Below are 25,517 nucleotides of genomic sequence, written 5' to 3'. Positions count from 1 at the left end.
AGGGAGATCGGGCCGGTCCCGATGAGCCGCCCGGCTGGCCCTATGCCTTTGCCTCCAGGGCAATCATCTGGTGGCTTTCCTCCTCGGCGAGCCTTTCGGTGCCGTAGGCCTTCAGGAACATGGCGACCCCCGACCGGACGATGTGGTCGATCTCATCCTGGTTCGGCGCCTTGGTCCGGTAGGCGAAGATGCACTGCCGGAAAAGGCCGGCCAGGCAAAGTTCGGTGAATTGGTAGGCGGCAAGATCGACATCGTCGATCTCGAGCAGGCCGCGTTCGATGGCGGCATTGAGGAATTCCACCACCTTGTCATGGCCGCGTTTGGGTCCGCGTTCGTAAAAACGCGCGCCCATGTCGGGGATCCTGTCGGAGGCGCCGATCACGGTGCGTTGGGCCTGGATGACCTTGGCCGAGGTGATCTTCATGGACAGCACCTTGCCGAACTTCACCAGCGTCTGGCGCAGGTCGTCGGCGCGGTCGAGCATGTCGTACATGTTCTTGAAGATGGTGCCGCGCTCTTCCTCGATCAGCGCCTCGAACAGCTCTTCCTTGTTGGCGAAATAGACATAGATGGTGCCTTTCGACACGCCGGCTTCGCGCGTGATGTCGTTCATCGAGGCGGCCTCGAAGCCCTTGTCTATGAAGACACGGCGGGCGCCATCGATGATCTGGCTGCGCTTGACCGGGTCCTGTCCGGCCGCAGGGCGTCCGCGGCGCAGGCTGTCCAGCAGGTCGCACTGTTCCTTTTCGATATTGGCTGAGGTTTCGGCTTTGGTTTCGGCCATGGGGTGACACCTCGAAATAATTCGAACCAACCGGTTCGATTGCCTCTTGATATGGTCCTCTTTTCACGCTATGTCAACGCCCAGATCGAACCGAACGGTTCAGTATTATTACTTTAGAGAGATGTCATGTCCTCGAACGCGCCCACCACCGCCGAAGTCCGCCCTTTCCCCAACGCCAAGGTCTCTCCGGCGACGGAAGCACCGGAGATTCCCGTCCAGCCGGTCGCACCGCCGCCGGCGGCTGAAGCTCCGGCCAGGAAGAAGCGCTCGGTGCGCTCCTTCCTGCTGCCGATCATCGGCCTTGCCCTGCTGAGCGGCGGCGCCTGGTACGGCTACGACTACTGGACCACGGGCCGTTTCATGATCTCGACCGACGACGCGTATGTCCAGGCCGACATGGCGTTCGTCTCGCCCAAGATTTCCGGCTATGTCGACCAGGTCAAGGTGAGCGAGAACCAGCTGGTCAAGGCTGGGGATCCGCTGCTGACCATCGACGATGGCGACTACAAGATCGCTGTCGCGCAGGCCGAGGCGCAGATCGCCACGCTGTCGAAGACGCTTGACCGCATCGACGCCCAGACCAAGGCCGCGCAGGCCTCCCTGCAGCAGGCGCAGGCGCAGAAGGTCGCCGATCAGGCCGCGGCCGACAATGCCGGTCGGGCCCAGCAGCGCGCCGCGCAGCTGGTCAAGACGCATGTCGGCACGCAGGCACAACTGGACGACGCCCAGACCGCGCTCGACCAGGCCAATGCCGCTCTCGTCGGTGCCGATGCCCAGATCGCCGCCGCGCAGGCCAATATCAGTGTGCTCGAGGCGCAGCGCGCCGAGTCGGCGAGCACGCTCGCCTCCTTGCAGCTCAACCGCGACAAGGCCGCGCGCGACCTGTCCTTCACCGTGCTCAAGGCGCCTTATGACGGCGTCGTCGGCAACCGCTCGGTTGAGCAGGGCGATCTCGTCAGCCCCGGCCAGAAGCTCGCCGTCGTCGTGCCGATGGACAAGCTCTACATCGTCGCCAACTTCAAGGAGACCCAGCTTGCCCGGCTGGTTCCCGGCGAAAAGGTCAACATCTCGGTCGACGCCATCGACGGCCAGCCCATCCAGGGAACCGTCTCGTCGCTGGCTCCGGCTTCGGGAGCGGTTTTCTCGCTTCTGCCGCCGGAAAACGCCACCGGCAACTTCACCAAGGTCGTGCAGCGCGTCCCGGTGCGCATCGACGTCCCGGCCGATGCCCTGAAGACCGGCAAGCTGCGCGCGGGCTTGAGCGTTGTCGTCAACGTCGACAGCCGCACCGCACCTGTCGCCACGACCAACTAAGCGCTTTTCGGAGGGCGGCTCGGTGGCTGGTTGAGCACCGAGCCGCCCGGCCTGCCTCAAGGAGGCCCACGCAATGGCAACCGCAACAATCACCGCAGGAGCGCCGCCGGCACGGCCGGCGGTCCCCGACACCATTTCCACACGCCGTATCATCGCCTTCCTGGCGATGGTGTTCGGCATGTTCATGGCGATCCTGGACATCCAGATCGTCTCGGCCTCGCTGGCCGAGATCCAGGCGGGCCTCAGCGCCAGCTCCGACGAAATCCCGTGGGTGCAGACGGCCTATCTGATCGCCGAGGTGGTCATGATCCCGCTGTCCGGCTTCCTCAGCCGCATGCTGTCGACACGCGTGCTGTTCACCATCGCCGCCGCCGGCTTCACCGCGGCCAGCGCCCTTGCGGCGACCGCCACCAACATCGACCAGATGATCGTCTACCGCGCCGTGCAAGGCTTCATCGGCGGCGGCATGATCCCGAGCGTCTTTGCCGCGGCCTTCACCATCTTCCCGCCCTCGCGCCGCGCCATCGTCTCGCCGATGATCGGCCTGGTGGCGACGCTGGCGCCGACCATCGGTCCGACCGTCGGCGGCTATATCAGTCACGCCTTTTCATGGCACTGGCTGTTCCTGGTCAATGTCGTGCCCGGCATCCTGGTGGCGACCGCCGCCTGGTCGCTGATCGATTTCGACAAGCCCAATCTCAAGCTGTTCAACAAGTTCGACTGGTGGGGCCTCGCCGGCATGGCGGCCTTCCTGGGCTGCATGGAATATGTGCTTGAGGAAGGCCCGAACAATGATTGGCTGCAGGACCAGGGGGTGTTCATCTGCGCCATCGTCATGACTGTCGGCGCGGTGGTCTTCTTCTGGCGGGTCTTCACCGCCGAGGAACCCATCGTCGACCTCAGGGCGTTCAGCAACATCAACTTCGCCTTCGGCTCGCTGTTCTCCTTCGTCATCGGCATCGGTCTCTACGGCCTGACCTATCTCTATCCGGTCTTCCTTGGCCGTATCCGGGGTTACGATTCGATGATGATCGGCGAGGCGCTGTTCGTCAGCGGCCTGGCGATGTTCGTCACCGCCCCGATCTCGGGCATCCTGTCGAGCAAGATGGATTTGCGGCTGATGATGATGATCGGCTTCTTCGGCTTCGCCACCGGCACCTGGTGGATGACGCATCTGACCGCCGACTGGGATTTCTACGAGCTGCTCATCCCGCAGATCCTGCGCGGTTGTTCGATGATGCTGTGCATGGTGCCGATCAACAACATCGCGCTCGGCACCTTGCCGCCGGACCGGCTGAAGAATGCGTCCGGCCTGTTCAACCTCACCCGCAACCTCGGCGGTGCCGTCGGCCTTGCCCTTATCAACACCGTGCTGATCGATCGCAACGCCTTCCACTACGCAAGGCTCTCCGAGCATGTGCAGTGGGGCAGTGCGGCCGCGCAGACCAAGCTGCAGAACATGACGCTCAACTTCGAGCAGACCACCGGCCTCGATGCGGCCAGCGCGGCGATCTCCAAGCTGTCGGGCATGGTCCAGCAGCAGGCGGCGCTGCTGTCCTTCATGGACGTGTTCTACATGCTGACCGTGCTGTTCGCGACGCTCGGCCTGTTCACCATGCTGATCAACAAGCCGGCCGCGCCCGGTGGTGGCGGCGGCGGCGGGCATTGAATAGAGATCCATCCGCCGGCAGCGGTTTCGGGAAGTTCCTCCAGTCCACGCCCGAAACCCTGACAGCGCAAAAAAACTCCGGGCCGCAAGACCCGGAGTTTTTTCATGTATAGCCTGTTCAGGCCGTGGCGGGCTTGAAGCTCAGCGCCACGCCGTTGATGCAATGGCGCAGGCCGGTCGGCGCCGGGCCATCGTCGAAGACATGGCCGAGATGGCCGCCGCAGCGGCGGCAATGCACCTCGGTGCGTGTCATCCCGAGCGACCGGTCCTCGGTCTTGCTGATGCCGTTGGCGATCTCCTGCCAGAAGCTCGGCCAGCCGGTGCCGGAATCGAACTTCGTCTCCGAGGGATAGACCGGCAGATCGCAGCCGGCGCAGGCGAAAATGCCCTTGCGGTGCTCGTTGAGCAGCGGGCTGGTGCCCGGATACTCCGTGCCTTGTTTGCGCAGCACGTCGAAGGCGGCCGGCGACAGGATCGCTTTCCACTCATCGTCTGTCTTGGTGATCTCGAATTTCTCGGCGGCCTGCGCGGCTTGCGGGCTGCTCATGCGCAGCAGGGTTGACGCGGCCCCGACGACGCCGATGGTGGCGGCACCGCTCAAAAGAAAGTCGCGACGGTTCATGGCCAGTTCCTCCTGTCTTCTCTTTTGCCAAACTATACCGCCACGCGGAAATCAAAAGCCGGTGACGGTTTGCCCTAAAACGACACTCCGCGCCGTTCCACGGTTGATCGTGGGCGGCGCGGAGCATGCGTGTCGACTGCGCATCACGGGAGCGGGACGACGCGATCGACGGAGAGCTCTTGCTGCATCTTCGTGCGCGGCAAGCCCTTTGTTACATCTTCGGCAGAAGAACCTTGTCGATGACGTGAATGACGCCATTGGATTGCTCGACATCGGCGATCGTTACATTGGCGACATTGCCATTCTCGTCGGTGACGGTGACCTTGCCGCCATCGGCCTTGAGCGACAGCTCGCAACCGCCGACCGTCTTGACCTTGTGCGTGCCGCCATCGGCCTTGGCCATCGAGGCCACGTCCGCCGCCATCGCCTTGGCGCCGATGACATGGCAGGTCAGGATCTTGACGAGCTTGTCCTTGTTCTCGGGCTTGAGTAGCGTGTCGACCGTGCCGGCCGGCAATGCGGCGAAGGCCTCGTTGGTCGGCGCGAACACTGTGAAAGGACCGGCACCCTGCAGGGTCTCAACCAGGCCGGCAGCCTTGACGGCGGCGACCAGGGTCGTGTGATCCTTCGAATTGACGGCATTCTCGACGATGGTCTTGTTGGCATACATGGCGGCGCCGCCGACCATCGGGTTTTCGGCATAGGCGGCGGTGGCAAGCGCGGAGACAGCGATCGTACCGGCGAGCAAAAGGGTGGCGAATCTACGCATAACGTTCAAACTCCTCGGGTTTCTCTTCCCATTCTTGGGGACGCGAGGAGATACGGAACACAAACGCGGGAGTTTCAGAATATTTTTGGATTTTCAATTTAATCGGGCGGGAGAAGAGATTTATTCGACGCAACATTTTGCCGGCTTACGCGTCTGTTTAGACGCGCATGACATAAGATAGATTGGAATTGTTCTGGCGACGGCTTCGCGGTGAGAAGCGAGGTCAGATGCTCTTCAGGTCGCCCGCGGCCACCACCGGCCCGGTGGGCTGCCCGGTTGGCGAACCACCGGCGGGCTCAAGACTGACGGCCAGCACCGCACCCTGGGCAAGCTTCTGCTGGGCTGCCGGCGAGACGACAATATGCGCTGTCGACCCGACCGGGATGATACCCATCGACACCGGAGGATTCTTGCCCTCGATCATCCAAAGTTCGAAGTCCTTGCCGGCGGCACGCTCACCGGAGACATGCGACAGGCCGACCTCGTGATGCGCGGCATCGTAAACCGCGAGATATTTGACGTCGCTGCCATCGGCAGCCAGCGAGGCGACGAGCCGTGCCTGCGGCAGCGCGACCGGCGGGTTGACGTAAGGGATGGCAATGTAGATCGCCAGCGCGGCGACCGCCGCCGCGGCAAGGCCGCGCCAGAAGGCGAGGCTGGACCACAGGCCGGCGCGTGCGTCGACTGAAGTGGCCGCGGTCGATGCGAACAACCGGCGATCGATCGCCGGCTTCACCGAAGCCGGCGGCTCGATTTCCGGATACGCCGCGCCCAGCGGCGAGAGATGAACCTCCCAGCCGTCGACGAGCCGTGCGAATTCGGCTTCGGCATCGATGCGCCTGATCGCGATCTGCCGCTCTTCCGCCGGCAGAACGCCAAGAACGTATTCGGCGGCGAACAGGTCGTCGCCTCCACGTTCCGGTCCATTGTCCTCTGCCAGCGTCATCTTTCCAGACATTCTCTGAGTTTCATCAGGCTGCGGCGCAGCCAGGTACGCATCGTGTTCAGCGGAACGCCATGGCGTTCCGCCAGTTCGGCATAGCTTTCGCCCTTGAGATAAGCGCCCCGGACTGCCGCCGCCCGGTCCTTCTCCAGCTCATCGAGGCAATGATGGATGCGTTCGGATTCATCGCCCGCCACCGCCATCGCTTCAGGTCCCGGTGCCGGATCGGCCACATCGAGCGCGGCATCGATATCGGCGGCTGGCTTGCGCCGCGCCCTGATGCGATCGATCGCGTGGTTGCGTGCGATTGCCACCAGCCAGGAGATCGGGCTCAGATCGGAAACAGCAAAACGATCCGCTTTCGTCCATATCTTGACGAAGACTTCCTGCAACGCTTCTTCCGCATCTCCCCGATCGTTCAATACACGAAGGCAGACGCCGAAAAGTTTCGCGCTGGTCTGCCGGTAGAGCAGATCGAACGCAGCCCGATCCTTCATCGAAGTCCGGACGATCAGCTTCGAGATGTCCTGCGGCGTCATGCGAGCCAAATTAGGCGATTGCGTTGTATTTGCAACGCCGGAAATATTCCGTGCACATGAAGCTCCGGCGTTCGGTGGCGGCTTCGATTGCCAAGGGAATCGCCGCTGGCTAGCTTGTCCAAAAGCAGGGAGCGCTGATGTCGGTCGAACGGACCCTTTGGGAAGAAGACGCAACCGGCCTCGCCGATCTGGTGCGCAGGGGCGAACTGTCGGCGATCGAGCTGACCGAAGCGGCGATCGCGCGCGCCGAGGCCACGCGGCCCGAAATCAATGCCACGGCCGAGCCGCTCTACGAGGCCGCGCGGGCGCGGGCCAGGACCATCGACCGCTCCCTGCCGCTGGCCGGCGTGCCCTTCGCCATCAAGGACCTCGGCATCGCCATCAAGGGCGTGCCGTCGCATGGCGGCAGCCGCATTCCCGCCTGGGTGCCCGGGGTCAATTCGGTGATGACCGACCGCTACCTTGCCGCCGGGCTGATCCCGATCGTCACCTCGACATCGCCGGAGCACGGGCTGCGGCTGATGACTGAATCAAAGGCCTTCGGCATCACCCGCAATCCCTGGAATACCGGCCACACCAGCGGCGGCTCGTCGGGTGGCGCGGCAGCCCTCGTCGCCGCCGGCGTGGTGCCGGTGGCGCATGCCTCCGATGGCGGCGGCTCGATTCGGGTGCCCTCCGCCTGCACGGGCCTGGTCGGCCTCAAGACCTCGCGCGGCCGCATCCCGCTGACGCCGCTGGTGAGCGAAAGCTGGTACGGCATGGTGGTCGACCATGCTGTCACCCGCTCGGTGCGCGACACCGCGCTGCTGCTCGACCTCACCCATGGCCCGGACTCCTTGTCGCCCTATGCCGCGCTGCCGCCGAAGGGCACGTTCGCCGCCGCCGCCGCGCGCGATCCGGGCCAACTGAGGCTGGCCGTCTATCGCAAGTCGCCGCTTGGCCTGCCGATCTCGGCCGAAACAATGAAGGCGCTCGACATGGCGGTGGCGCTTGCGCGAGAGGGCGGCCATACGGTGGAAGAGATCGACCTGCCCTTCATCGACCGTGACTTCTTCGCCGACTTCTGCAGGACGGTTGCTTCGGCCGTAGCCGGCATGCTGCGAGCGGAAGCGCTGCGCGTCGGCCGTTCCGTCACCGGCGATATCGAGCGCGCCACGCGGGTGCTGGGCCGGTTGGGCGAAATGGTCTCGGCCGGCGAGACCTACGCCGGCCTGCAGCGGCTCCATGCCGCTTCGCGGCGGATGATCGAGGAAACTGCGCACTATGACGCGGTGCTGATGCCGATCATCGCCCACCCGCCGCTCGCCTGCGGCGCCATGGATCCGAAAGGCGCCGATGAACTGATCGAGAACCTGCTCGACAAGCTTCACCTGACGCCCCTGCTGAAGCTCAAGCCGCTGTTCGGACAGCTGATGGACAAGAGCCTTCTGTTCACGCACTGGCCGGCGATCCACAATGTCAGCGGCCAGCCGTCTATCGCGCTGCCAGTACATGTCACCGACGCCGGCCTGCCGCTCGGCATTCAGGCCGCCGGCCGTCCGGGCGACGAGGAGACGCTTTTGTCCTTCGCCGCGCAGATGGAGAAGATTTCGGGTTGGCTGGGCCGTAGGGCGCCCCTGATGGTTCCGTCGCGATGACGACGTCGTGAGACGTTCGAATATGACAGCAATGCCATTTGCCCCCTGCGCCAATTCCCGCTAAGACGCCGCCGTCCTTACCTGATGCAGGTCGGCCCAAAATGCCTAGCGGTTTTGGGGCAGCGGCATGCACAAACCAAAAGCCAGGGAACCGCCCCGATGACGGACATCGCCGCCACCGCCGAAATGCAGGCAGCCCTGCTGTCGCGAGCCCTGCCCTACATGCAGCGCTACGAGCATAAGACCGTCGTGGTGAAATATGGCGGGCACGCCATGGGCGACATCGAACTCGGCAAGGCTTTCGCCCGCGACATCGCGCTGTTGAAGCAATCCGGTGTCAACCCGATCGTCGTTCACGGCGGCGGCCCGCAGATCGGCGCCATGCTGACCAAGATGGGCATCGAATCCAAATTCGAGGGTGGGCTGCGCGTCACCGACCAGAAGACGGTCGAGATCGTCGAGATGGTGCTGGCCGGCTCGATCAACAAGGAGATCGTCGCGCTGATCAATGCCGAGGGCGAGTGGGCGATCGGCCTGTGCGGCAAGGACGGCAACATGGTGTTCGCCGAAAAGGCGCGCAAGACCATGATCGACCCGGATTCCAACATCGAGCGCGTGCTCGATCTCGGCTTTGTCGGTGAGCCGGTAGAGGTAGACCGCACGCTGCTCGACCTTCTGGCGCGCTCCGAGATGATCCCGGTGCTGGCGCCGGTGGCGCCCGGCCGCGACGGTCACACCTACAACATCAATGCCGACACCTTCGCTGGGGCCATCGCCGGCGCCTGCAAGGCCTCGCGCCTGCTGTTTCTGACCGACGTGCCGGGTGTGCTCGACAAGAACAAGAAGCTGATCGACGAGCTGACCGTCGCCGAGGCCAGGGCGCTGATCAAGGACGGCACGGTCTCGGGCGGCATGATTCCCAAGGTCGAGACCTGCATCGAGGCGATCGAGCGCGGCGTCGAAGGCGTCGTCATCCTCAACGGCAAGACGCCGCATTCGGTGCTGCTCGAACTCTTCACCGAGCACGGCGCCGGCACGCTGATCGTGCCCTAGTAAAATATCAGCCGGCTAATCTTTTCTCCGGCGGTTCGCGATTTGCGGTGGAAAGCGCCGGTTTCGGCACCGCGCGCCGAACGGTCATCGATTCTTCCTCGGCGTCCTGCGGCGCGCCCCAGAATTCGGCAAGCGTCGGGCCGTCTTTCACCCTGATGTCGCCGACCAGAAATCCCCAGACTTCGCGGAACCAGACGCGGCGGCCCATTTTGGTGTACCAGCGCATCGAGTGGCGCTGCTCGGGATCGGGATGGAACAGGATGCGCGCCAGCGCCTTCGGCCTGGACTGCACGGCAAGTTCGATGAGCTTGACGCTGAAGAACAGCACCCACGGCTTCAGCCGCGTCATGTGCAGTACCTGGTGCTTGTAGTCCCAGAGCCGAGCATCTTTTTGGATGACCTTGCGGTTGCGCGCGATGCTGAAGAACGGCGTCCAGCGATGCGGCGTCACATAGAGCGCCTGGATCTGGTCGGGGTCATAGGCGATGAGCTGGCGAAAGCCGCGCCACAGGTCGCGAACCCCTTCATCCTCGAAGCCGGCCACCCAGGTCGCCATCGACAGGATGCCGTGGTGGCGCAGCAGTCTGATCGCCTCGCGGTCGGATGAGGTGCTGCCGCCCTTCCGGATCAATTGAAGCGTCTGCTCGTCGGTGTTTTCCATGCCAAGCAGCCAGCGGATGACACCGGCCTTGCGGTAAAGATGCAGTATGTCGGCGTCGCGCACGATGTCGTCTGCACGCGTCGAGCCGACGATCAGCACCGGCACGTCCTCGGCGATGAGCGCGTCGAGGAACGCGCGCCAGGCCTTCTTGGAAACCGTCGGGTTCTCGTCGGCGAGATTGATCAATTCGACGCCGTGTTCGCGGTGCAGCCAGGCGATCTCCTGCGCGAATTTCTTGGGATCGCGATGCCGCCAGCGGGTCCAGAAGCCGCGCTGTCCGCAATAGTTGCACAGATGCGGGCAGCCGCGCGAAAACTGCATCACCACGGCGCGCTTGCCACCCCAATAGCTGTACCTGTCATGGTCGATCAGCTCCCAGCCGACACGGTAGGCATCGAGCTCGGCAATGGTCATCGCCGCCTGCGTGGCGAAGGGCCGGCGCAGAGCGTCGCGAAAGGCGACACCCGCCACGCTCGCCGGTGGCTGGTGCATCTCCAGCGCCTCGACCAGCGCCACCACGGTCGCCTCGCCCTCGCCGCGCACGATGAAGTCGAAAACATCCGTCGCAGCCAGAATGTCGTGCCAGTGATAGGTCGGGAAAACGCCGCCATAGATGATGATGGTCGCCGGCTCGCGCTGCTTGACCATCGCGGCGATCAGCAAGGCGGTCGGGTGCGCCGAGGTCGAGCCGGAATGGCCGATCAGGACGAAGTCCGGGAAGTCGTGCAGAGCGTCGCCCACCACTTTCTCGAGCGGCATCGGCCCGAATTCGGCATCGACGAGCCGCACGTCATGACCGGCATCGATCAGCGGGCCGCCGATCGCCAGCAGGCCGAGCGGCGGCAGATGGTCGTCGGGCACGCGGCTGCCGATGGAGGTGTGCGGTGGATTGATCAGGACGATTTTCATGGCGGACCTCATGGAGAGATGGTCCGCGTATGCTGATCTGGGATGTGGACCCCGGATTGGCTCGTTTCAGCAGTTTGCGTGCAGCTTTTGCCCAGGCAACGAGGAAGGCTGGCGCCGTCATCGCCTGAGATGCGCGAGCGGCACGTGGCCTGGCCCCTTGATGTTCTGCAGCACCAGTTGGGTATGGACGTCGCGCACGCCGTCGAGCCGCATCAGCCGGTGCATGACGAAGGCGTTGAGCTCGTCGACCGACGGCACCATCACGTGCAGCAGGAAATCGTGGTCGCCGGTCATCGTCCAGCACGAGGACACCTCGTCCATGCGCTGCACGGCGGCAATGAAGCTCTCGGGCGAGCCGTCGCTGTGGCTGACAAGGCGGACCTGGATGAACACCTCGACCATAAGACCGACCGCGCGGCGGCTGATCACGGCTGCAAAGCCCTTGATGATGCCGGCGTCCTGCAGTGCCTCGAAGCGTCGTGCGCATGGCGTCGTCGACAGGCCGATCTCTTGCGCCAGCTCGGAGACCGGCTTGCGGCCATCACGTTGCAGGACATCGAGCATCTTGATCTCGAAATCGTCGAATTGAGGCATTTTCACTCCTTCTGCGCGGATTGTGAGTGAATATTATCTCCAATATCGCCGCCGAACCATCATCAAAACCGATTTGCCTCGACGAATCCGGCTAGCCTCTTGGCACGTCAGCAATCGATGATCTGCGAGGAGGAAACCATGACGACGATGACCGTTGCCGAATATGCACGCGACTGCGCGGCACAGGGGTTGCGCGGCGACTATTCGGTCTGCCGTGCCGATTTCACCGTGGCGCAGGGCTATGATTACAGCGCCGAGGAACAGGCGGTATGGCGCACTTTGTGCGACCGCCAGACCAAACTGACGCGCAAGCTCGCCCATCATTCCTATCTCGACGGTGTCGACAAGCTCGGCCTGCTCGACCGCATCCCCGATTTCGAGGATGTCAGCGCCAAGCTGCGCAAGCTGACCGGCTGGGAGATCGTCGCGGTGCCGGGTCTCATTCCCGCCGCCCCCTTCTTCGATCATCTGGCCAATCGCCGCTTCCCGGTCACCAACTGGCTGCGCACCAGGCAGGAACTCGACTACATCGTCGAGCCCGACATGTTCCACGATTTCTTCGGCCACGTGCCGGTGCTGTCGCAGCCGGTATTCGCCGATTTCATGCAGATGTATGGCAAGAGGGCCGGCGACATCATCGCGCTCGGCGGTGACGAGATGATCACAAGGCTCTACTGGTACACGGCCGAATACGGCCTCATGCACGAGGCCGGCCAGCCGTTGAAAGCCTTTGGCGCCGGCCTGATGTCATCCTTCACCGAACTGCAGTTCGCCGTCGAGGGCAAGGACGCCCATCACGTGCCCTTCGACCTCGAAACGGTGATGCGCACCGGCTACGAGATCGACAAGTTCCAGCGCGCCTATTTCGTGCTGCCGTCCTTCGACGCCTTGCGCGATGCCTTCCAGGGCGCCGATTTCGAGGCGATCGTGGCGCGCCGCAAGGGCCAGCCGGCGCTCGACCCGGCGACGGTCTGATACATCTCGCCCAAAGACCCAGAGCGCGTCGCATGGATCCGTTTCAATGCGACGCGCTTTGGACGCTTTGACCCCGACAGGCTATTGCATGGCGGCCGGGTTCATCCACAAGAACTCCCAGACGTAGCCGTCGGGATCTTCGATGTGGCGGTTGTACATGAAACCGAGGTCCTGCGCCGGATTGGGATCGGCGCGGCCGCCGGCCGCCACGCCCTTCTCGATCGTCGCATTGACCTCGTCCTTGCTGCCGGCGGTGAGGGCGATCAGCATGTGGCTGTCGCGCCTGGCGTTGCCGATCTGACGCGTGGTGAACTGGCCGTAATGCTGGTGCGTCAGCAACATGACCCCAATGGAATCCGAGAACATGATCGAGCTGGCCTGGTCGTTCGAGAATTGCGGATTCAGTGTGCCTCCGACCGCGAGATAGAAGTTGGTCGCTGCCTGCAGATCGCGCACCGGTAGATTAACGAAGATCATTTTGCTCATCGGCATAAGCCCTGCTTTCGTTGACGGGTACTAGCCAGTCTAGTACTGTGGGTGTGACTATCATGCGGGAACGGTACCGTCTAGTACTGGTTAGGAGGATTCCATGGAAATCGACGGTGAGACCAGATCGGCGCGCAAGGATCGTGAAATCATCCAGGCGGCCACGGCGGCGTTCATCAGCAAGGGTTATGACGGGACCAGCATGGAGGAAATCGCCACCAGGGCGGGGGCTTCCAAGCAGACCGTCTACAAGCATTTCACCGACAAGGAGACGCTGTTCGGCGAAGTCGTTCTGTCAACCGCCACCCAGGTCAACGACATCATCGAGTCCGTGACGACGCTGCTGTCCGAGGCGAAATTCATGGAAGGTGGCCTGCAGCAGCTTGCCCGAAGTCTGATCACGATGCTCATGGATGAAGAATTGTTGAGGCTGCGGCGCCTGATCATCGCCAACGCGGATCGAATGCCGCAGCTTGGCCGCAGCTGGTACGAAAAAGGGTTTGAGCGCATGCTTGCCTCGACGGCGTCCTGCTTTCAAAAGCTCACCAGCCGGGGACTGATACAGACCAGTGATCCCTATCTGGCGGCCAGCCATCTTTTTGGAATGCTTCTTTGGATCCCCATGAATGAAGCCATGTTCACGGGAAGCAACCGGCGCTCCAGGGCCGAACTGGAACAGCACGCGGACGCCTCGGTGGAGGCGTTTCTTGTCACCTATGGGGTCAAGCCGAAATAGTCTGGGTCCCCGCAGACATTTGCGGTGACGCCGCGAATAAAACGGCGCGTTATCGCACAGGGGTGTCCGCACCCTCGGCCTTCAGCCGGGCGAGTTGTGCACGCTGAAGGTCGAGGGCTGCGTTGACGAAACGCGATATGGTCGCGAGCTCGGCATCGCTGAAGGTGGCGATCACCTTTTCGCCCTCCTCGGCGATGGCGCCGTAGTAGCGCGCCGACAGCTCCCTGGTCGCCTTGGTCGCTTCGATCACCACCTTGCGCCTGTCTTCAAGGCTGCGCGTGCGTGTCAGCAGGCCGCGCGCTTCCAGCCGGTCGATCAGCGCCGTTACCGCTGCCGGCGTCAGCCCGGTCGCGGTCGCGATCGCGCCGGCCGATTGCGGGCCGCTATAGAGCAGCCCGATGCAATGGCGTTCGGCCATGTTCAATCCAAGCTTCGTGCCGACCGCTTCGTCATAGGCCTGCGTGGCGTCCTGCCATTGCATCACGGCAAGGCCGATCGCGGCCGTCATCTCGTCGCGATGCACGCTTGACGAATTTATTTCGATCATCTAACTATCAATCCGTCTAACATTTAGACTATCGCAACAATATGCGGCCCGGGCCCCGACAAGGCAAGTGCCGGTCGCCGACAAGGAGTGAAAAATGAGCCTGATTCAACAGCGTGCGCCCCTCTCGCACGAGGAGGAATTCAAATACGCCAAGCTGGCGATGGAATGGTATGGCTGGGGCTCTCCCATCGGCCTCGGCATCCTGCTCGTCGCGCTGGCCGCCGCGGCCGTGCTGGTGCGCCTCGCGATCTACGGCTTTTGACGGCCCTGCCGGGCTTCCGCCGGGGCCGTTGTCGGCTCCGGCGACATATCGGCTCGCAGCGGAGCGAATGGGCTCGCGGTGCAACCGTCAGACCGCGACCACCTTGCTCAGATGGTCCCCCAGCCGGCAGGCCAGCGCGGTGATCGTCGTCGTCGGGTTGGCTTGACCCGAGGTGCAGAACACCGAGGAGCCGCCGACATAGAGATTGTCCATGCCGTGCACCTTGCAGTTGGCGTCCACCACGCTCCTGGTAACGTCGGTGCCCATGCGCGTGCCGCCCATGTGATGGTGGCCAGCGGTCTCCTCGTCGGTCGGGTAGTCCTCGGCGTTGGCAATCCAGTCCATCAGGCGAACGCGGCCGAGATCCTTCTCGATGAGCGTCGTGCCGAACAGTTTCAGGCCTTCGACAAGCGTGCGGCGTTCCAGCTCCGATTTCTTCCAGTGCAACTCGATGCGCGGCACGCCGGCATGGTCGACATCGGTCTTCGACAGCTCGATCTGGTTGGAGGCCAGCGGCGCCTGTTCCCAGGCTACGTAGAGCTGGGCCGCGCAGCGCAGGTTCTGGCTGAGCTGATAGGCGACCCATTCGGCCATGTCGGGTGCCGTGCAGGCGAGGTCGGCAATCACATGCTTGACGCCGGCATAGGGCGTCTCGATCAGCCTGATGCCGAAATTCATGATCCGCAGGCGCTCCATCGCGGCGAGCGTCGGCGAGAAGAAGGCTTCGTTGACGGCATCGACCTCGAACTCGCTGTAGTCGGCCAGGATGGCATTGCCGCCCTCGAAGGTCGGATGTTCCATCCAGTAGCGGCCGAGCGCCGTGGCGTTTGGGACCACGCCGCCGTTGGAGCGCTGGTTCGACCACAGAAGCAGGCGCGAATTCTCCAGCCCGCCGGTACAGACGATGAAATAGTCGGCGCTGAAGGTGCCGGCATCCTGCCCGTTGGACCACAGTTTGGCGCCCGTCACCCGTTTGCCGTCGCCGGCGAGTTCGGTGGCATAGGTGTTGAGCACGACGGCGATGTTGCGGCTCTTGTCGAGCTCGTCGGCGAATTTCTCGCCGAAGCGCACAGCCGGGCTCTTGATCAGCTGTACCCAGCGTATGTCGTCCGAGATAGGCACGTCAGGCCGGAAATCGGGAAGCTCGAGGATATCGTGCACCTCGGGTAAGTAGGGCTCGATGTCGGCGCGGCGGATTGGCCAGCCGGTGTCGGGTGCCCAGGCCTTCGGCTCGAAATCCTGATTGTCGAGCACGCGGCACCAGCCGGCCCAGTGGTTGGAGCTGCCGCCCATATACCGCAGCCGGGTGATGTCGAGATCGAAATAGAAGTCGCCGACCGTGGTGCCGCGGTAGAAATCCTGCGACTCGTCGCTGAACTCGCGCGAACCGGCCTCCAGCACGACGACCTGGATGCCGGCAGCGCTCAGCTTGCGGGCGATGGTGGTGCCGGCCGGACCGGAACCGAGAATGCAGACCCTGGGCTTGAAGGTGGCTGCGCGGTACGCCTCGTAGCTGTCGAAGATCATGCCAGGTCGCTCCGCCTGAGGATCCAGCCATTGACCTCGACAATTTCGTTCGGGTCGGCCTGGGATCGACTGGCATGGGTGGCGCCGGCCTCGGGCAGCTTGCGGAACAAGGACAGGGCAGGCAGTGCGATTATCGCCCGCACGAGTGTGCGGCGTGACATTTTTTTGAAGAAACTCATGACAGGTGTCTCGCATAGGGGCTTCGACGCGCATGCCATTCCCCGAACGGCACACGCATCGTCACAGACGCCAGTATCGTGCCAAGTCAGGCCTCAGGGCAGCGAAAAGCCAGGCAAGCGGTACAACCGAATGCACACAGGGTTAGAAATTCCTTAACAGGCGGGTGTGTCGGGCCGGCCGCTCAGGCGGCCGCGGAAATGTCCGTATCGAGGATCGACAGATTGCGGCCGGCATGCTTGGCCTGATAGAGGCGCTGGTCTGCGGCACGCATCAGCTCCGAGACGTTTGCCTCTTCTCCGCAGACGGTGCCGCCGATGCTGACGGTCAGCGGAATGGTCCGTTCGTCGACGGGCCGGAAGCGGATCAGCTCGACCTCGCGGCGAATGCGCTCGGCAACGCGCTTGGCTTCTTTTTCCGTGGCTCCGACCAGGAACGCCCCGAACTCCTCGCCGCCAATGCGCCCGAGCACGTCGCCGCTACGCACGCCGCGCTCGATGGCGCCGGCGATCAACAGCAAGGCGTCGTCGCCGGTCAGATGGCCGAAACTGTCATTGATCTTCTTGAAATGATCGGCGTCGATGATCAGCAGCGCACCGCGGTCGGACTTGCGCCGGGAGCCGTCCAGCGCGGCGAAGAAACTCTCCCGGTTGAGCATGCCGGTCATGTCGTCGCGGCTCGCCTTTTCCGACAAGCGGCGGTGTGCCGCGGCAAGCTGGGCGTGCGCCCGGGCCAGTTCGCGGTGCGCGTTTTTCAGCCTGTCGCTCTGCCAGAAGGTGCTGATGCAGGCCACCCATGCAAGGACCAGCGGGCAGAGGGTCGAGGTCAGCCAGATCGTCCGGTTGATCGGAAATCCCATGGCCGGAACGATGATCAGCGTGAGCAGAAGAGAGGCGGCGACGGAGGCAAAAGCGATAGCGGCGGATTTCAGAATGATGCTGTTCATCGCGGGCTCCCACAGGACTGTCTCTGTGCCAGCAAGCCCTGAAGGCCACCTTTCCCGGTTGCTTAAAATTTGAATCGTGAGGCCATTTCCACCACTAAAAGCGCGTGGAAGTTGTGGATAAAGTCCCTTTCAGAATCCCCGTTTCATGCCATAAGGAGCGCATGACCACGCTGCCTGATCCCGCCCGCTTCGCACATGTCACCGACTGGGTGTTCGACCTCGACAACACGCTCTATCCGCATCATTCGAATCTGTTCTCGCAGATCGACGTCAAGATGACGGCCTATGTCGGGGAGCTGCTGGCGTTGCCGCGCGACGAGGCGCGCAAGCTGCAGAAGGAGCTTTATCTCGAATACGGCACGACGCTGAACGGACTGATGACGCGCCACGGCATCGATCCCGACGATTTCCTCGAGAAGGTCCATGACATCGACTATTCATGGCTGGTGCCCGACCCGGTTCTCGGCACCGCCATCCGCCAGCTTCCCGGCCGCAAGTTCATCTTCACCAATGGCGACCGCAAGCACGCCGAGCGCACCGCGCGCCAGCTCGGCATCCTCGATCATTTCGACGACATCTTCGATATCGTCGCCGCCGGCCTCAATCCCAAGCCCGCTCGCCAGACCTATGAGAAGTTCGCCGAACTGCACGCGGTCACCGGCCACAATGCCGTGATGTTCGAGGATCTCGCCCGCAACCTGGAGGTGCCGAAGGCGCTGGGCATGACCACCGTGCTGGTGGTGCCGCGCAATTTCGAGCCGACCTTTTCCGAGATCTGGGAACGCGACCCCGCGCAGGATGACGATGTCGATTTCGTCACCGACGATCTGGCGGGGTTTCTGACTGCGATTGTGGAGAGGGAGTAGGTGGAGGGGAATTGGGGAATTGGAGAACTGAGGAATTGAAGAACGATCTGGCCCCTTTTTCCTCAATTCCTCAATTCCTCAATTCCTCAATTCCTCAATTCTCCAGCTCCCAGCCCTACTCCCCTAACTTGTAGAACCGGCTGATAATGCCCCAGGCCTCGTCGGCTGTGTCGACGAAATCGATGATGTCCTGGTCGCCGGGGCTGATCGTGCCTTGCTCGGCGAGGAAGTCGAGGTCGATGGCCCTTTTCCAGAAGGATTTGCCGAACAGGATCACCGGCACGCGCTCCATGCGTCCGGTCTGGATCAAGGTCAGCGTTTCGAAGAACTCGTCCATCGTGCCGAAGCCGCCAGGAAACACCGCCACCGCCTTGGCGCGCATGACGAAATGCATCTTGCGGATGGCGAAATAGTGGAAGTTGAAACAGAGCTCCGGCGTCACATAGGGGTTCGGCGCCTGCTCGTGCGGCAGCACGATGTTGAGCCCGATCGACGGCGCCCCAACGTCATCGGCGCCGCGATTGCCGGCCTCCATCACACCAGGGCCGCCGCCGGTCACCACCACATATTCGCGGTAGTATGACGCCGCCGACTGCTGTGAGCAAAGACGGGCGAATTTGCGCGCCTCCTCGTAATATTTGCTGTTTTCCTCGAGGTTCTTCTTCTGCGTCTCGTTCTTGGCCGCCCAGGCTTCGCCGCCAGGTTCAGGCAGGCGCGCGCCCCCGAACAGGATCACCGTCGAACGTATGCCACGCTCGGCCAGGATCATTTCCGGTTTCAAAAGTTCGAGCTGCAGCCTGACCGCCCGCAATTCGCGCCGCGTCATGAAGTCAGGGTCGTTCCAGGCAAGCCGGTACGTCTCGGCCCGCGTCTGCGGCGTGTCCGGCACGCTTTTCGACCGCTCCAGATCCTCGTCCGAATGCGGCAGCGGCGTCCATCCCGCCTTTTCCATGGGAGTCATCGAATCCACCCGTCCAATTCCTTTACTTGCGTCGTCCCGTGACGCAGCCACGATTGACCCCCATTGAGCCTTAACATAAGCAGGTTCCGCAAAAGTGTCCGGCGGTTTTGCGACAAGAACCTGCTACATGCAAAGACCCAAGCATGCAAAGCATGCCTGGGGGTCCGCGCGACTCTCAAAACAGGTTAAGGCGCAGCCCCTTAACAGCTTGGTAATGGAGCAAATTCATGTCGAAGCCCGATCTGGCGAGCCTCGAAAAGACCATCGAGAAGGCCTTCGAGGAGCGCGACTCCATTTCGACCGCGACACGCGGCGAGACGCGCGACGCCATCCAGTCGGCGCTGGACCTGCTCGATCGCGGTAGCGCCCGCGTCGCCGAGCGGCAGGCCGACGGCAAGTGGCACGTCAACCAGTGGCTGAAGAAGGCCGTGCTGCTCTCTTTCCGGCTCAACCCGATGGAGGTCATCAAGGGTGGCCCGGGCCAGGCCGTCTGGTGGGACAAGGTGCCCTCCAAGTTCGACGGCTGGAGCGCCGTCGATTTCGAGAAGGCGGGTTTCCGCGCTGTGCCGTCGTCGATCGTGCGCCGCTCTGCCTATGTCGCGCCAGGCGCCGTGCTGATGCCGTCCTTCGTCAATGTCGGCGCCTATGTCGATAGCGGCACCATGGTCGACACCTGGGCCTCGGTCGGCTCCTGCGCCCAGATCGGCAAGAACGTTCACCTGTCGGGCGGCGTCGGCATTGGCGGCGTGCTGGAGCCGATGCAGGCCGGTCCCACCATCATCGAGGACAATTGCTTCATCGGCGCGCGTTCGGAAGTCGTCGAGGGCTGCATCGTGCGCGAGGGTTCGGTGCTCGGCATGGGCGTCTTCATCGGCCAGTCGACCAAGATCGTCGACCGCGCCACCGGCGAGATCTTCTACGGCGAGGTGCCGCCAAACTCCGTCGTCGTCGCCGGCTCGCTGCCCGGCAAGCCTCTTCCAAACAACGAACCCGGCCCCAGCCTCTACTGTGCCGTCATCGTCAAGCGCGTCGACGCCAAGACCCGCTCCAAGACTTCGATCAACGAATTGCTGCGCGATTGATCTTTCCGCCGTGCGGGCGCACCTTCCGCCGGCGCGACAATCGGTCGCGCTGGTTCAACATGGAGGGGTGACATGGACTGGAAGTATCTGCTGACCAGCTATGAGGGTCGCATCAACCGCGCAAAGTTCTGGGCTTGCGTGGGCGTGATTTTCGTCGGCGCGGTGATCGCCACAATTCTCGACAACATACTGGGTACGACATTCAACCACATGCCGTACGGCTTTATCTATTTGCTCTACGCGTTGGCCATGCTCTATTCGGTCTTCGCCGTCTATGCCAAGCGCTGGCATGACCGAGGCAAGTCCGGCTGGTGGAGCCTGATCATTCTGGTGCCTTTCATCGGCGCGATCTGGTTTCTGGTGGAATGCGGCATTCTCGAAGGCGCCAAGGGTGCCAATCAATACGGATCGGACCCGCTTGCCTGACAGTTCAAATCTCACCTGGCTTTTCTTCAAGACATCGGGCCGCGTCAGTCGCGCGGCCTATTTTCTTGGTGGCTTGCTGGTCGCCATCATCCAGGCGTTCCCGCTCTATCGCTTCACGCTGGTGCCGGAAGGCTCGGCCGAGAGCAACATGTGGTCGTTCATCTTTTTCATCGCCTTCATTGCCTCGCTATGGTCGAACATCGCGCTGGCGGTGAAGCGGCTGCACGACCTCGACAAGCCGGGCATTGCCGCGCTGATCCTGTTCGTGCCGGTCGTCTCGATTGTCGCCTTTCTTGTACTGTGCCTGTTTCCAGGGCAGCCTGGGCCCAACCGCTATGGCCGCCGTACCAACGAGCCGGCGCAACCCTAGAGCCGGATGATCTCAGGTCGAATCGACCTGAGATCTGAATCCGGCTCTAAATCAAAGGGATAGAGCATGATGTCGTCCGAAAGCCGCTTCACACTTTTCGGCATCACGCTCTGAGGACCGATCGGACATGCGCTACCGTACGCTTGATCCGAAACTGATCATCGAGACCGCCGAGCGGCTCGAGGGGCGCGTTGCGGAGCGTTTTCCCAAGGCCGGACTGCGTGGCGTGGCCGCCGAGCTCGTATCGCTGTCGCGCGATCTGGCCAAGGCGGCGAAAGGGCTCGAGGAGCCGATCTGGTGGCTGCGCGGCCTCATCGTCGCGGCCTTCATCACCGGGGTGCTGATCTTCCTGTTCGTCGGCACCATCCTGCCGCTCGACCGCATTTCCGGAACCGACGATGCCGTGCAGTCGGTGCAAGGCATCGAGGCTTCGATCAACACCGTCATCCTCGCCGTGCTTGGCTTTCTGGCCTTGATCCGCACAGAAGAGCGCATCAAGCGCAAGAGGGTCTTTCGCCAGCTCCACGGCCTGCGCTCGCTGATCCATGTCATCGACATGCACCAGCTGACCAAGGATCCGGCGGCGCTTTCGGCCAGTTTCAAGCCGACGGCGCAGTCGCCGGCCCGCATCACCAATGCCGCCGACCTGGCGCGCTATCTCGACTATTGCTCCGAAATGCTGTCGATCACCGGCAAGATCGCCGCTCTGTTCGCCCAGTCGGTCAATGACGACGTGGTTATCGATGGCGTCAACGACATCGAGAATCTGAGCTCCAACCTGTCGCGCAAGATCTGGCAAAAGATCACCCTGATCGAGAGCCACCCGGCGGCGCAACCTGTTCCGGCGCCAAGCCCGGCGAGCCAAGCCGCGCCGCTTCCGCCGCGCGCACCAAAGCGGTAACGCTTTTCAAGACCGGCGCCGGCGTGCCCGTTCTTTCAGCGAGACTGAGCACCGCCCCTTGCAGCTCATCGATCTCCGTCGGCCGGCCGCGCTGCAGATCGTCCCACATCGAAGAGCGCGCCTTGGGATCGATCGCCAGCATGCGCCGCGCCAGCCGTTTGAACAGCCAGTCCGGCAACCGAAGCACTGTTGGCAGCAGCGCCGGCCGCGGGCCGGCGATCCGCGCCGGCGCGATGCCGGAGGCCTTCATCGCGCGCAGCGCCTCGTGGATCTGCCCGGCCAGGATCAGCCGCCAGCGCCGGTCGGCGAGTTCGTTCGCAAGCGGCAGGCCCGACAGCGCCACCAGGGCGTTGTTCAGGTTCATCAACAGCTTGCCCCACAGCACGGCCTTCATGTCGCCATGCGTCTCGACCGCCAGCCCCCCGACACTAAGAAGACCGGCGACATCGAGAAGGCCGGCGCGGCCGCCATCCTCGATCATCACCTTGCCCTCGCTGGCGCGGTGGACGCGCAGCGGCAGCTCGCCGTCGGGTGACTGCACCACGTTGAACGGCACCATGCCGGCCAGCACGGTTCGCTGGCCGAGCCCGGCGCGCAGCTTGTCGGCATTGTCGACGCCGTTCTGCAGGCTCACCACCACGGCGTCGGGGCGGGCATGGGTATTGATGAGCGCTGCCATCTCGTGTGTCGCGCGGCTCTTGACGGTGACCAGGATCACGTCCGCCCCGGGCAAGGCAGCGGCCGGATCCACGGTGATCCCAAGCACGTCGTTCTTGACCAGGCGATCGCGGCCCTCGAGGTCGCTGATGCGCAGTCCGCCCTGCTGTACGGCTGCCTCGATACGCGACCGTGCCAGCAGAATCACCTGCCTGCCGGCGAGCGCCAGGCAGCCGCCGACATAGCAGCCGATGCTGCCGGCGCCGGCGATGACGATCCTTTTTTGCCTGTTTGCCATGCTGCCGCTCCGCACCAGCCCGACTATACGACATGAAAACCATAATGTCGGCGGCATCGTCCGCCATTGGACTGGCCTCCATGTCTGGCCGTGACAGGCCCTCAGCTTTCGACTATCGCTTTTGCCATGACGCTGCCGACCGATCCCGCCGCCAACCTCGCCGCCCTTATCCGTTGCGCCTCGGTGACGCCAGCCGAAGGCGGCGCGCTGAGCGCGCTGGAAACAATGTTGAAACCGCTAGGCTTCCTGGTCGATCGGCCGGTGTTCTCCGAGGACGGCACGCCCGACATCGAGAACCTCTATGCAAGGCGGTCCGGCAACGGCCCGCATCTGATGTTCGCCGGCCATACCGATGTCGTGCCGGTCGGCGACGAGGCCGCCTGGACGCACCCGCCTTTTGCCGCCGAGATCGCCAATGGCGAGATGTATGGCCGTGGCGCGGTCGACATGAAGGGCGGTATCGCCTGTTTCGTCGCCGCCGTGGCACGCCATGTCGAGGCGAATGGCGGCCCAAAGGGCTCGGTGTCGCTGCTGATCACCGGCGACGAGGAAGGCCCGGCCGTCAACGGCACGGTCAAGCTCCTCGAATGGGCCGCTTCCAGGGGTGAGAAATGGGATGCCTCGATAGTCGGCGAGCCGACCAATCCGGATGCACTGGGCGACATGATCAAGATCGGCCGTCGCGGCTCGATGTCGGGTTCGATATCGGTCAATGGCCGCCAGGGCCATGCCGCTTATCCGCAGCTTGCCGATAATCCGGTGCGCGGGCTGATCAGTCTGGTCGACGCCTTGCTGCATCCCGTCTTCGACAAGGGCACCAGGGATTTCCAGCCGACCAATCTGGAGGTCACCTCCATCGATGTCGGCAACCCGGCCACCAACGTGATTCCGGCCAAGGCCACCGCGACCTTCAACATCCGCTTCAACGACACCTGGACGGCCGAGACCATCCAGGCCGAAATCCACAACCGGCTCGACCAGGCGGCCAAGCGCAAGAAGTACCGGCCGGGCAAGAGGACGCCGGTCGACTACGACCTTGTCTGGCGCGATCGGCCGAGCCATGTCTTCCTGACCCGTGACGACAAGCTGGTCGACACGCTTGCCGGCTCCATCAAGGCGGCGGTTGGCAAGGAACCGACGCTGTCGACCTCCGGCGGCACATCGGATGCACGCTTCATCAAGGATTATTGCCCGGTGGTCGAGTTCGGCCTGGTCGGCAAGACCATGCACATGGTCGACGAGCGCGTTGCCCTTGCCGACCTCGAGACATTGACGCGGATCTACCAGCGCTTCATCGAAGACTGGTTCGGACAAGGCTGAGCAGCATGCTTTCGGCGGACGAAACCCAAGCCTCGTTGCTCGGTGCCTGGCGGCTGATGCTCGGCAAGGTCGATGGCCTGCGCCTGCTCGACCTGTCGGCCGACGGTTTCTGGAATTCTTTCTTCGCCATCATCGTTGCCGCGCCGCCGCTGATCGTCGGCTGGGTCGGCATCGCCAACGAGATCGGTGATCCCGATGCTTTCGTGGGGCGCTTCAGCATGCTGTTGCGCCTGGCCACGGTCGACATAGGCTCCTGGGTGCTGCCGCTGATCGCGCTCGCCCTGGTCGCGCCGCGCGCCGGCATTGGCGGCCGCTTCGTCCACTACGTCGTTGCCAGCAACTGGGCCTCGGCCATCACCGCCTGGCTGATGCTGCCCTCGGCGCTCGTCAGGCTTTTCCTCTCCTCGGCGAGCCAGGTCTCGAGCCTTGTGTCGCTGTTGTTGTTTGCCCTGTCGATGGTGCTGACCTGGCGCATGACCACTGCGACGATCGGCAAGGGCGCAGCGGTTGGAACCGCCGTTTTCGTCGGCATGTTCATCGCTTCGCTACTGGTGTTGTTCGCGCTGCAGATGCTGCTTGGCATCACCGTGCCGGACGATATCGGGGCTCAGAGCCTTTCCGGGCTCTTTCCCGGGTAGAGCCTAACGGGCTCGGAACAGGACCTGCCGGACCCATTCCGAATAGAGCCTCCGGCCTCTATTCAGGGATAGAGCCTGCTGGCTCATCCGGGATAATCGACGCCAATGAGAAAAAGCCCGTCGGGCGGCGCCACCTGGCCACAGGCGGCGCGGTCGTGCGCCTCCAGCGCCGCCTTGAGGTCGGCCTCGGTCCAGCCGCCGTCGCCGACGCGTTTCAGCGAGCCGACCATGGAGCGCACCTGGTTGTGCAGGAAGGAACGTGCCGAGGCCCTGACCTCGATCATGTCGCCTGTCCGGCTGACATCGAGCCGCTCCAGCGTCCGGACCGGGCTGTTGGCCTGGCACTGCGTCGAGCGGAAGGTGGTGAAGTCGTGCCGGCCGAGCAGGACTTTCGCCGCCTCGTGCATGGCGACGGCGTCGAGCCGCTTCGGCACCCACCACACCTTGCCCTTTTCCAGCGCCGAGGGCGCACGTCGGTTGAGGATGCGGTAGAGATAGTGACGGCCGGTGGCCGAGAAGCGGGCGTCGAAATCGTTGGGAACGACCGTCGCCTTCAGGATCACAACATGCGCGCCGGCGGCCTGAAGATGAGCGTTGACCGCGTCGCGCACCTTGTCACCAGGCCATGCCTTGGCGAGGTCGACATGCGCCACCTGGGCCGTTGCATGCACGCCGGCATCGGTGCGGCCGGCGGCACGCAGCCGCACCGCCTCGCCGCTGAATTTCTCGATCGCCTGCTCGATCGCCTGCTGCACCGAAGGCTGGTCGGCCTGGTGCTGCCAGCCGGCGAAAAGGCTGCCGTCATATTCGATGTCGAGGCGAAAACGCGGCATGCCGGGCAGCTATAC

At 63.4% G+C, this 25,517-nt stretch carries 29 protein-coding genes; 14 read left to right on the top strand and 15 right to left on the bottom strand.

Annotated features, from left to right (window positions below; translation table 11 throughout):
• Window positions 1–40: 40 nt before the first annotated feature.
• Window positions 41–784, bottom strand: a complete 744-nt coding sequence (locus EB230_RS03525; protein WP_056573627.1) for a TetR/AcrR family transcriptional regulator — start codon at window positions 782–784, stop codon at window positions 41–43.
• A 126-nt stretch (window positions 785–910) separates the two neighbouring features.
• Between EB230_RS03525 and EB230_RS03520 the strand changes: the two genes are divergently transcribed.
• Both EB230_RS03520 and EB230_RS03515 read left to right on the top strand, forming a co-directional pair.
• Window positions 911–2,098 (top strand): HlyD family secretion protein, encoded by a 1,188-nt coding sequence (locus EB230_RS03520; RefSeq protein ID WP_172371387.1) that lies wholly within the window; start codon window positions 911–913, stop codon window positions 2,096–2,098.
• A 73-nt stretch (window positions 2,099–2,171) separates the two neighbouring features.
• Window positions 2,172–3,767, top strand: coding sequence for a DHA2 family efflux MFS transporter permease subunit (locus EB230_RS03515; RefSeq protein ID WP_172371385.1), 1,596 nt, complete (start codon window positions 2,172–2,174; stop codon window positions 3,765–3,767).
• A 118-nt stretch (window positions 3,768–3,885) separates the two neighbouring features.
• Here the strand turns inward: EB230_RS03515 and msrB are convergent, their stop codons facing one another.
• From msrB to EB230_RS03495, 4 genes are all read right to left on the bottom strand, one after another.
• Window positions 3,886–4,389: a peptide-methionine (R)-S-oxide reductase MsrB gene (msrB, locus tag EB230_RS03510; RefSeq protein ID WP_056573617.1), complete on the bottom strand. Its 504-nt coding sequence runs from the start codon at window positions 4,387–4,389 to the stop codon at window positions 3,886–3,888.
• A gap of 211 nt (window positions 4,390–4,600) precedes the next feature.
• The gene (locus tag EB230_RS03505; protein ID WP_056573615.1) at window positions 4,601–5,158 is read right to left on the bottom strand and encodes a fasciclin domain-containing protein; all 558 of its coding nucleotides are present in this window, start codon (window positions 5,156–5,158) and stop codon (window positions 4,601–4,603) included.
• Window positions 5,159–5,381: 223 nt separating this feature from the next.
• Complete coding sequence (locus EB230_RS03500; protein ID WP_172374981.1) at window positions 5,382–6,104, bottom strand: anti-sigma factor; 723 nt, start codon at window positions 6,102–6,104, stop codon at window positions 5,382–5,384.
• Entirely contained in the window at window positions 6,101–6,640 is a 540-nt protein-coding gene (locus EB230_RS03495; RefSeq protein WP_056573608.1) for a sigma-70 family RNA polymerase sigma factor, read from the bottom strand. Before EB230_RS03495 ends, EB230_RS03500 begins: the two co-directional genes overlap by 4 nt.
• A 137-nt stretch (window positions 6,641–6,777) precedes the next feature.
• Here EB230_RS03495 and EB230_RS03490 point away from each other — a divergent pair, with 137 nt between their 5' ends.
• Together EB230_RS03490 and argB are read left to right on the top strand one after the other, a co-directional pair.
• On the top strand, window positions 6,778–8,277 hold the full coding sequence (locus EB230_RS03490; protein ID WP_172371382.1) for an amidase: 1,500 nt from the start codon (window positions 6,778–6,780) through the stop codon (window positions 8,275–8,277).
• 159 nt (window positions 8,278–8,436) lie between these two features.
• Window positions 8,437–9,330: an acetylglutamate kinase gene (gene argB / locus EB230_RS03485; protein ID WP_056573602.1), complete on the top strand. Its 894-nt coding sequence runs from the start codon at window positions 8,437–8,439 to the stop codon at window positions 9,328–9,330.
• A gap of 7 nt (window positions 9,331–9,337) precedes the next feature.
• Here argB and bchE read toward each other — a convergent pair whose 3' ends face one another.
• On the bottom strand, window positions 9,338–10,900 hold the full coding sequence (gene bchE / locus EB230_RS03480; protein ID WP_172371380.1) for a magnesium-protoporphyrin IX monomethyl ester anaerobic oxidative cyclase: 1,563 nt from the start codon (window positions 10,898–10,900) through the stop codon (window positions 9,338–9,340).
• A 117-nt stretch (window positions 10,901–11,017) separates the two neighbouring features.
• A complete protein-coding gene (locus EB230_RS03475; RefSeq protein WP_023810775.1) occupies window positions 11,018–11,494 on the bottom strand; it encodes an Lrp/AsnC family transcriptional regulator in 477 nt (158 codons plus the stop codon).
• Window positions 11,495–11,632: 138 nt separating this feature from the next.
• Between EB230_RS03475 and phhA the strand changes: the two genes are divergently transcribed.
• Window positions 11,633–12,469 (top strand): phenylalanine 4-monooxygenase, encoded by an 837-nt coding sequence (phhA, locus tag EB230_RS03470; protein WP_172371378.1) that lies wholly within the window; start codon window positions 11,633–11,635, stop codon window positions 12,467–12,469.
• Between the two features lie 81 nt (window positions 12,470–12,550).
• Here the strand turns inward: phhA and EB230_RS03465 are convergent, their stop codons facing one another.
• A complete protein-coding gene (locus EB230_RS03465; RefSeq protein WP_172371376.1) occupies window positions 12,551–12,955 on the bottom strand; it encodes a VOC family protein in 405 nt (134 codons plus the stop codon).
• A gap of 103 nt (window positions 12,956–13,058) precedes the next feature.
• On the opposite strand from EB230_RS03465, the gene EB230_RS03460 reads away from it, so the two are divergent.
• Window positions 13,059–13,691, top strand: coding sequence for a TetR/AcrR family transcriptional regulator (locus EB230_RS03460; protein WP_172371374.1), 633 nt, complete (start codon window positions 13,059–13,061; stop codon window positions 13,689–13,691).
• Window positions 13,692–13,740: 49 nt separating this feature from the next.
• Here the strand turns inward: EB230_RS03460 and EB230_RS03455 are convergent, their stop codons facing one another.
• Entirely contained in the window at window positions 13,741–14,238 is a 498-nt protein-coding gene (locus tag EB230_RS03455) for a MarR family transcriptional regulator (RefSeq protein ID WP_172371372.1), read from the bottom strand.
• A gap of 94 nt (window positions 14,239–14,332) precedes the next feature.
• Between EB230_RS03455 and EB230_RS03450 the strand changes: the two genes are divergently transcribed.
• Window positions 14,333–14,500 (top strand): hypothetical protein, encoded by a 168-nt coding sequence (locus EB230_RS03450; protein WP_171883271.1) that lies wholly within the window; start codon window positions 14,333–14,335, stop codon window positions 14,498–14,500.
• 87 nt (window positions 14,501–14,587) lie between these two features.
• On the opposite strand, the gene EB230_RS03445 is transcribed toward EB230_RS03450, so the two are convergent.
• From EB230_RS03445 to EB230_RS03435, 3 genes are all read right to left on the bottom strand, one after another.
• On the bottom strand, window positions 14,588–16,027 hold the full coding sequence (locus tag EB230_RS03445; protein WP_172371370.1) for a GMC family oxidoreductase: 1,440 nt from the start codon (window positions 16,025–16,027) through the stop codon (window positions 14,588–14,590).
• The gene (locus tag EB230_RS03440) at window positions 16,024–16,206 is read right to left on the bottom strand and encodes a hypothetical protein (RefSeq protein WP_056573587.1); all 183 of its coding nucleotides are present in this window, start codon (window positions 16,204–16,206) and stop codon (window positions 16,024–16,026) included. Before EB230_RS03440 ends, EB230_RS03445 begins: the two co-directional genes overlap by 4 nt.
• A gap of 182 nt (window positions 16,207–16,388) precedes the next feature.
• Window positions 16,389–17,150, bottom strand: a complete 762-nt coding sequence (locus EB230_RS03435; RefSeq protein ID WP_172371368.1) for a GGDEF domain-containing protein — start codon at window positions 17,148–17,150, stop codon at window positions 16,389–16,391.
• A 161-nt stretch (window positions 17,151–17,311) separates the two neighbouring features.
• On the opposite strand from EB230_RS03435, the gene EB230_RS03430 reads away from it, so the two are divergent.
• Complete coding sequence (locus EB230_RS03430; protein ID WP_056573581.1) at window positions 17,312–18,016, top strand: pyrimidine 5'-nucleotidase; 705 nt, start codon at window positions 17,312–17,314, stop codon at window positions 18,014–18,016.
• 115 nt (window positions 18,017–18,131) lie between these two features.
• Here the strand turns inward: EB230_RS03430 and EB230_RS03425 are convergent, their stop codons facing one another.
• Window positions 18,132–18,977, bottom strand: a complete 846-nt coding sequence (locus EB230_RS03425; RefSeq protein WP_081294967.1) for an LOG family protein — start codon at window positions 18,975–18,977, stop codon at window positions 18,132–18,134.
• Between the two features lie 227 nt (window positions 18,978–19,204).
• On the opposite strand from EB230_RS03425, the gene dapD reads away from it, so the two are divergent.
• The 4 genes from dapD (at window position 19,205) to EB230_RS03405 (ending at window position 21,756) form a co-directional block, all read left to right on the top strand.
• Window positions 19,205–20,059, top strand: coding sequence for a 2,3,4,5-tetrahydropyridine-2,6-dicarboxylate N-succinyltransferase (gene dapD, locus EB230_RS03420; RefSeq protein ID WP_056573572.1), 855 nt, complete (start codon window positions 19,205–19,207; stop codon window positions 20,057–20,059).
• A 72-nt stretch (window positions 20,060–20,131) separates the two neighbouring features.
• On the top strand, window positions 20,132–20,485 hold the full coding sequence (locus tag EB230_RS03415; RefSeq protein WP_056573568.1) for a DUF805 domain-containing protein: 354 nt from the start codon (window positions 20,132–20,134) through the stop codon (window positions 20,483–20,485).
• Window positions 20,478–20,855: a DUF805 domain-containing protein gene (locus tag EB230_RS03410; protein WP_010912753.1), complete on the top strand. Its 378-nt coding sequence runs from the start codon at window positions 20,478–20,480 to the stop codon at window positions 20,853–20,855. The genes EB230_RS03415 and EB230_RS03410 overlap by 8 nt, the downstream gene beginning before the upstream one ends.
• Before the next feature lie 127 nt (window positions 20,856–20,982).
• Window positions 20,983–21,756, top strand: coding sequence for a hypothetical protein (locus EB230_RS03405; RefSeq protein ID WP_172371366.1), 774 nt, complete (start codon window positions 20,983–20,985; stop codon window positions 21,754–21,756).
• Here EB230_RS03405 and EB230_RS03400 read toward each other — a convergent pair.
• Window positions 21,659–22,711, bottom strand: a complete 1,053-nt coding sequence (locus EB230_RS03400; protein WP_172371364.1) for a 2-dehydropantoate 2-reductase — start codon at window positions 22,709–22,711, stop codon at window positions 21,659–21,661. The two genes, EB230_RS03405 and EB230_RS03400, sit on opposite strands and share 98 nt — an antisense overlap.
• Window positions 22,712–22,837: 126 nt before the next feature.
• Here EB230_RS03400 and dapE point away from each other — a divergent pair, with 126 nt between their 5' ends.
• A complete protein-coding gene (gene dapE, locus EB230_RS03395; protein ID WP_172371362.1) occupies window positions 22,838–24,031 on the top strand; it encodes a succinyl-diaminopimelate desuccinylase in 1,194 nt (397 codons plus the stop codon).
• A 5-nt stretch (window positions 24,032–24,036) separates the two neighbouring features.
• Window positions 24,037–24,669, top strand: coding sequence for a hypothetical protein (locus EB230_RS03390; RefSeq protein WP_056573559.1), 633 nt, complete (start codon window positions 24,037–24,039; stop codon window positions 24,667–24,669).
• A gap of 83 nt (window positions 24,670–24,752) precedes the next feature.
• On the opposite strand, the gene truA is transcribed toward EB230_RS03390, so the two are convergent.
• Window positions 24,753–25,502: a tRNA pseudouridine(38-40) synthase TruA gene (gene truA / locus EB230_RS03385; protein WP_172371352.1), complete on the bottom strand. Its 750-nt coding sequence runs from the start codon at window positions 25,500–25,502 to the stop codon at window positions 24,753–24,755.
• Window positions 25,503–25,517 lie beyond the last annotated feature (15 nt).

It is taken from the genome of Mesorhizobium sp. NZP2234 (genome assembly GCF_013170765.1).
GTDB classification, from domain to species: domain Bacteria; phylum Pseudomonadota; class Alphaproteobacteria; order Rhizobiales; family Rhizobiaceae; genus Mesorhizobium; species Mesorhizobium loti_D.
This window is presented reverse-complemented; position numbering and strand designations above follow the sequence as displayed.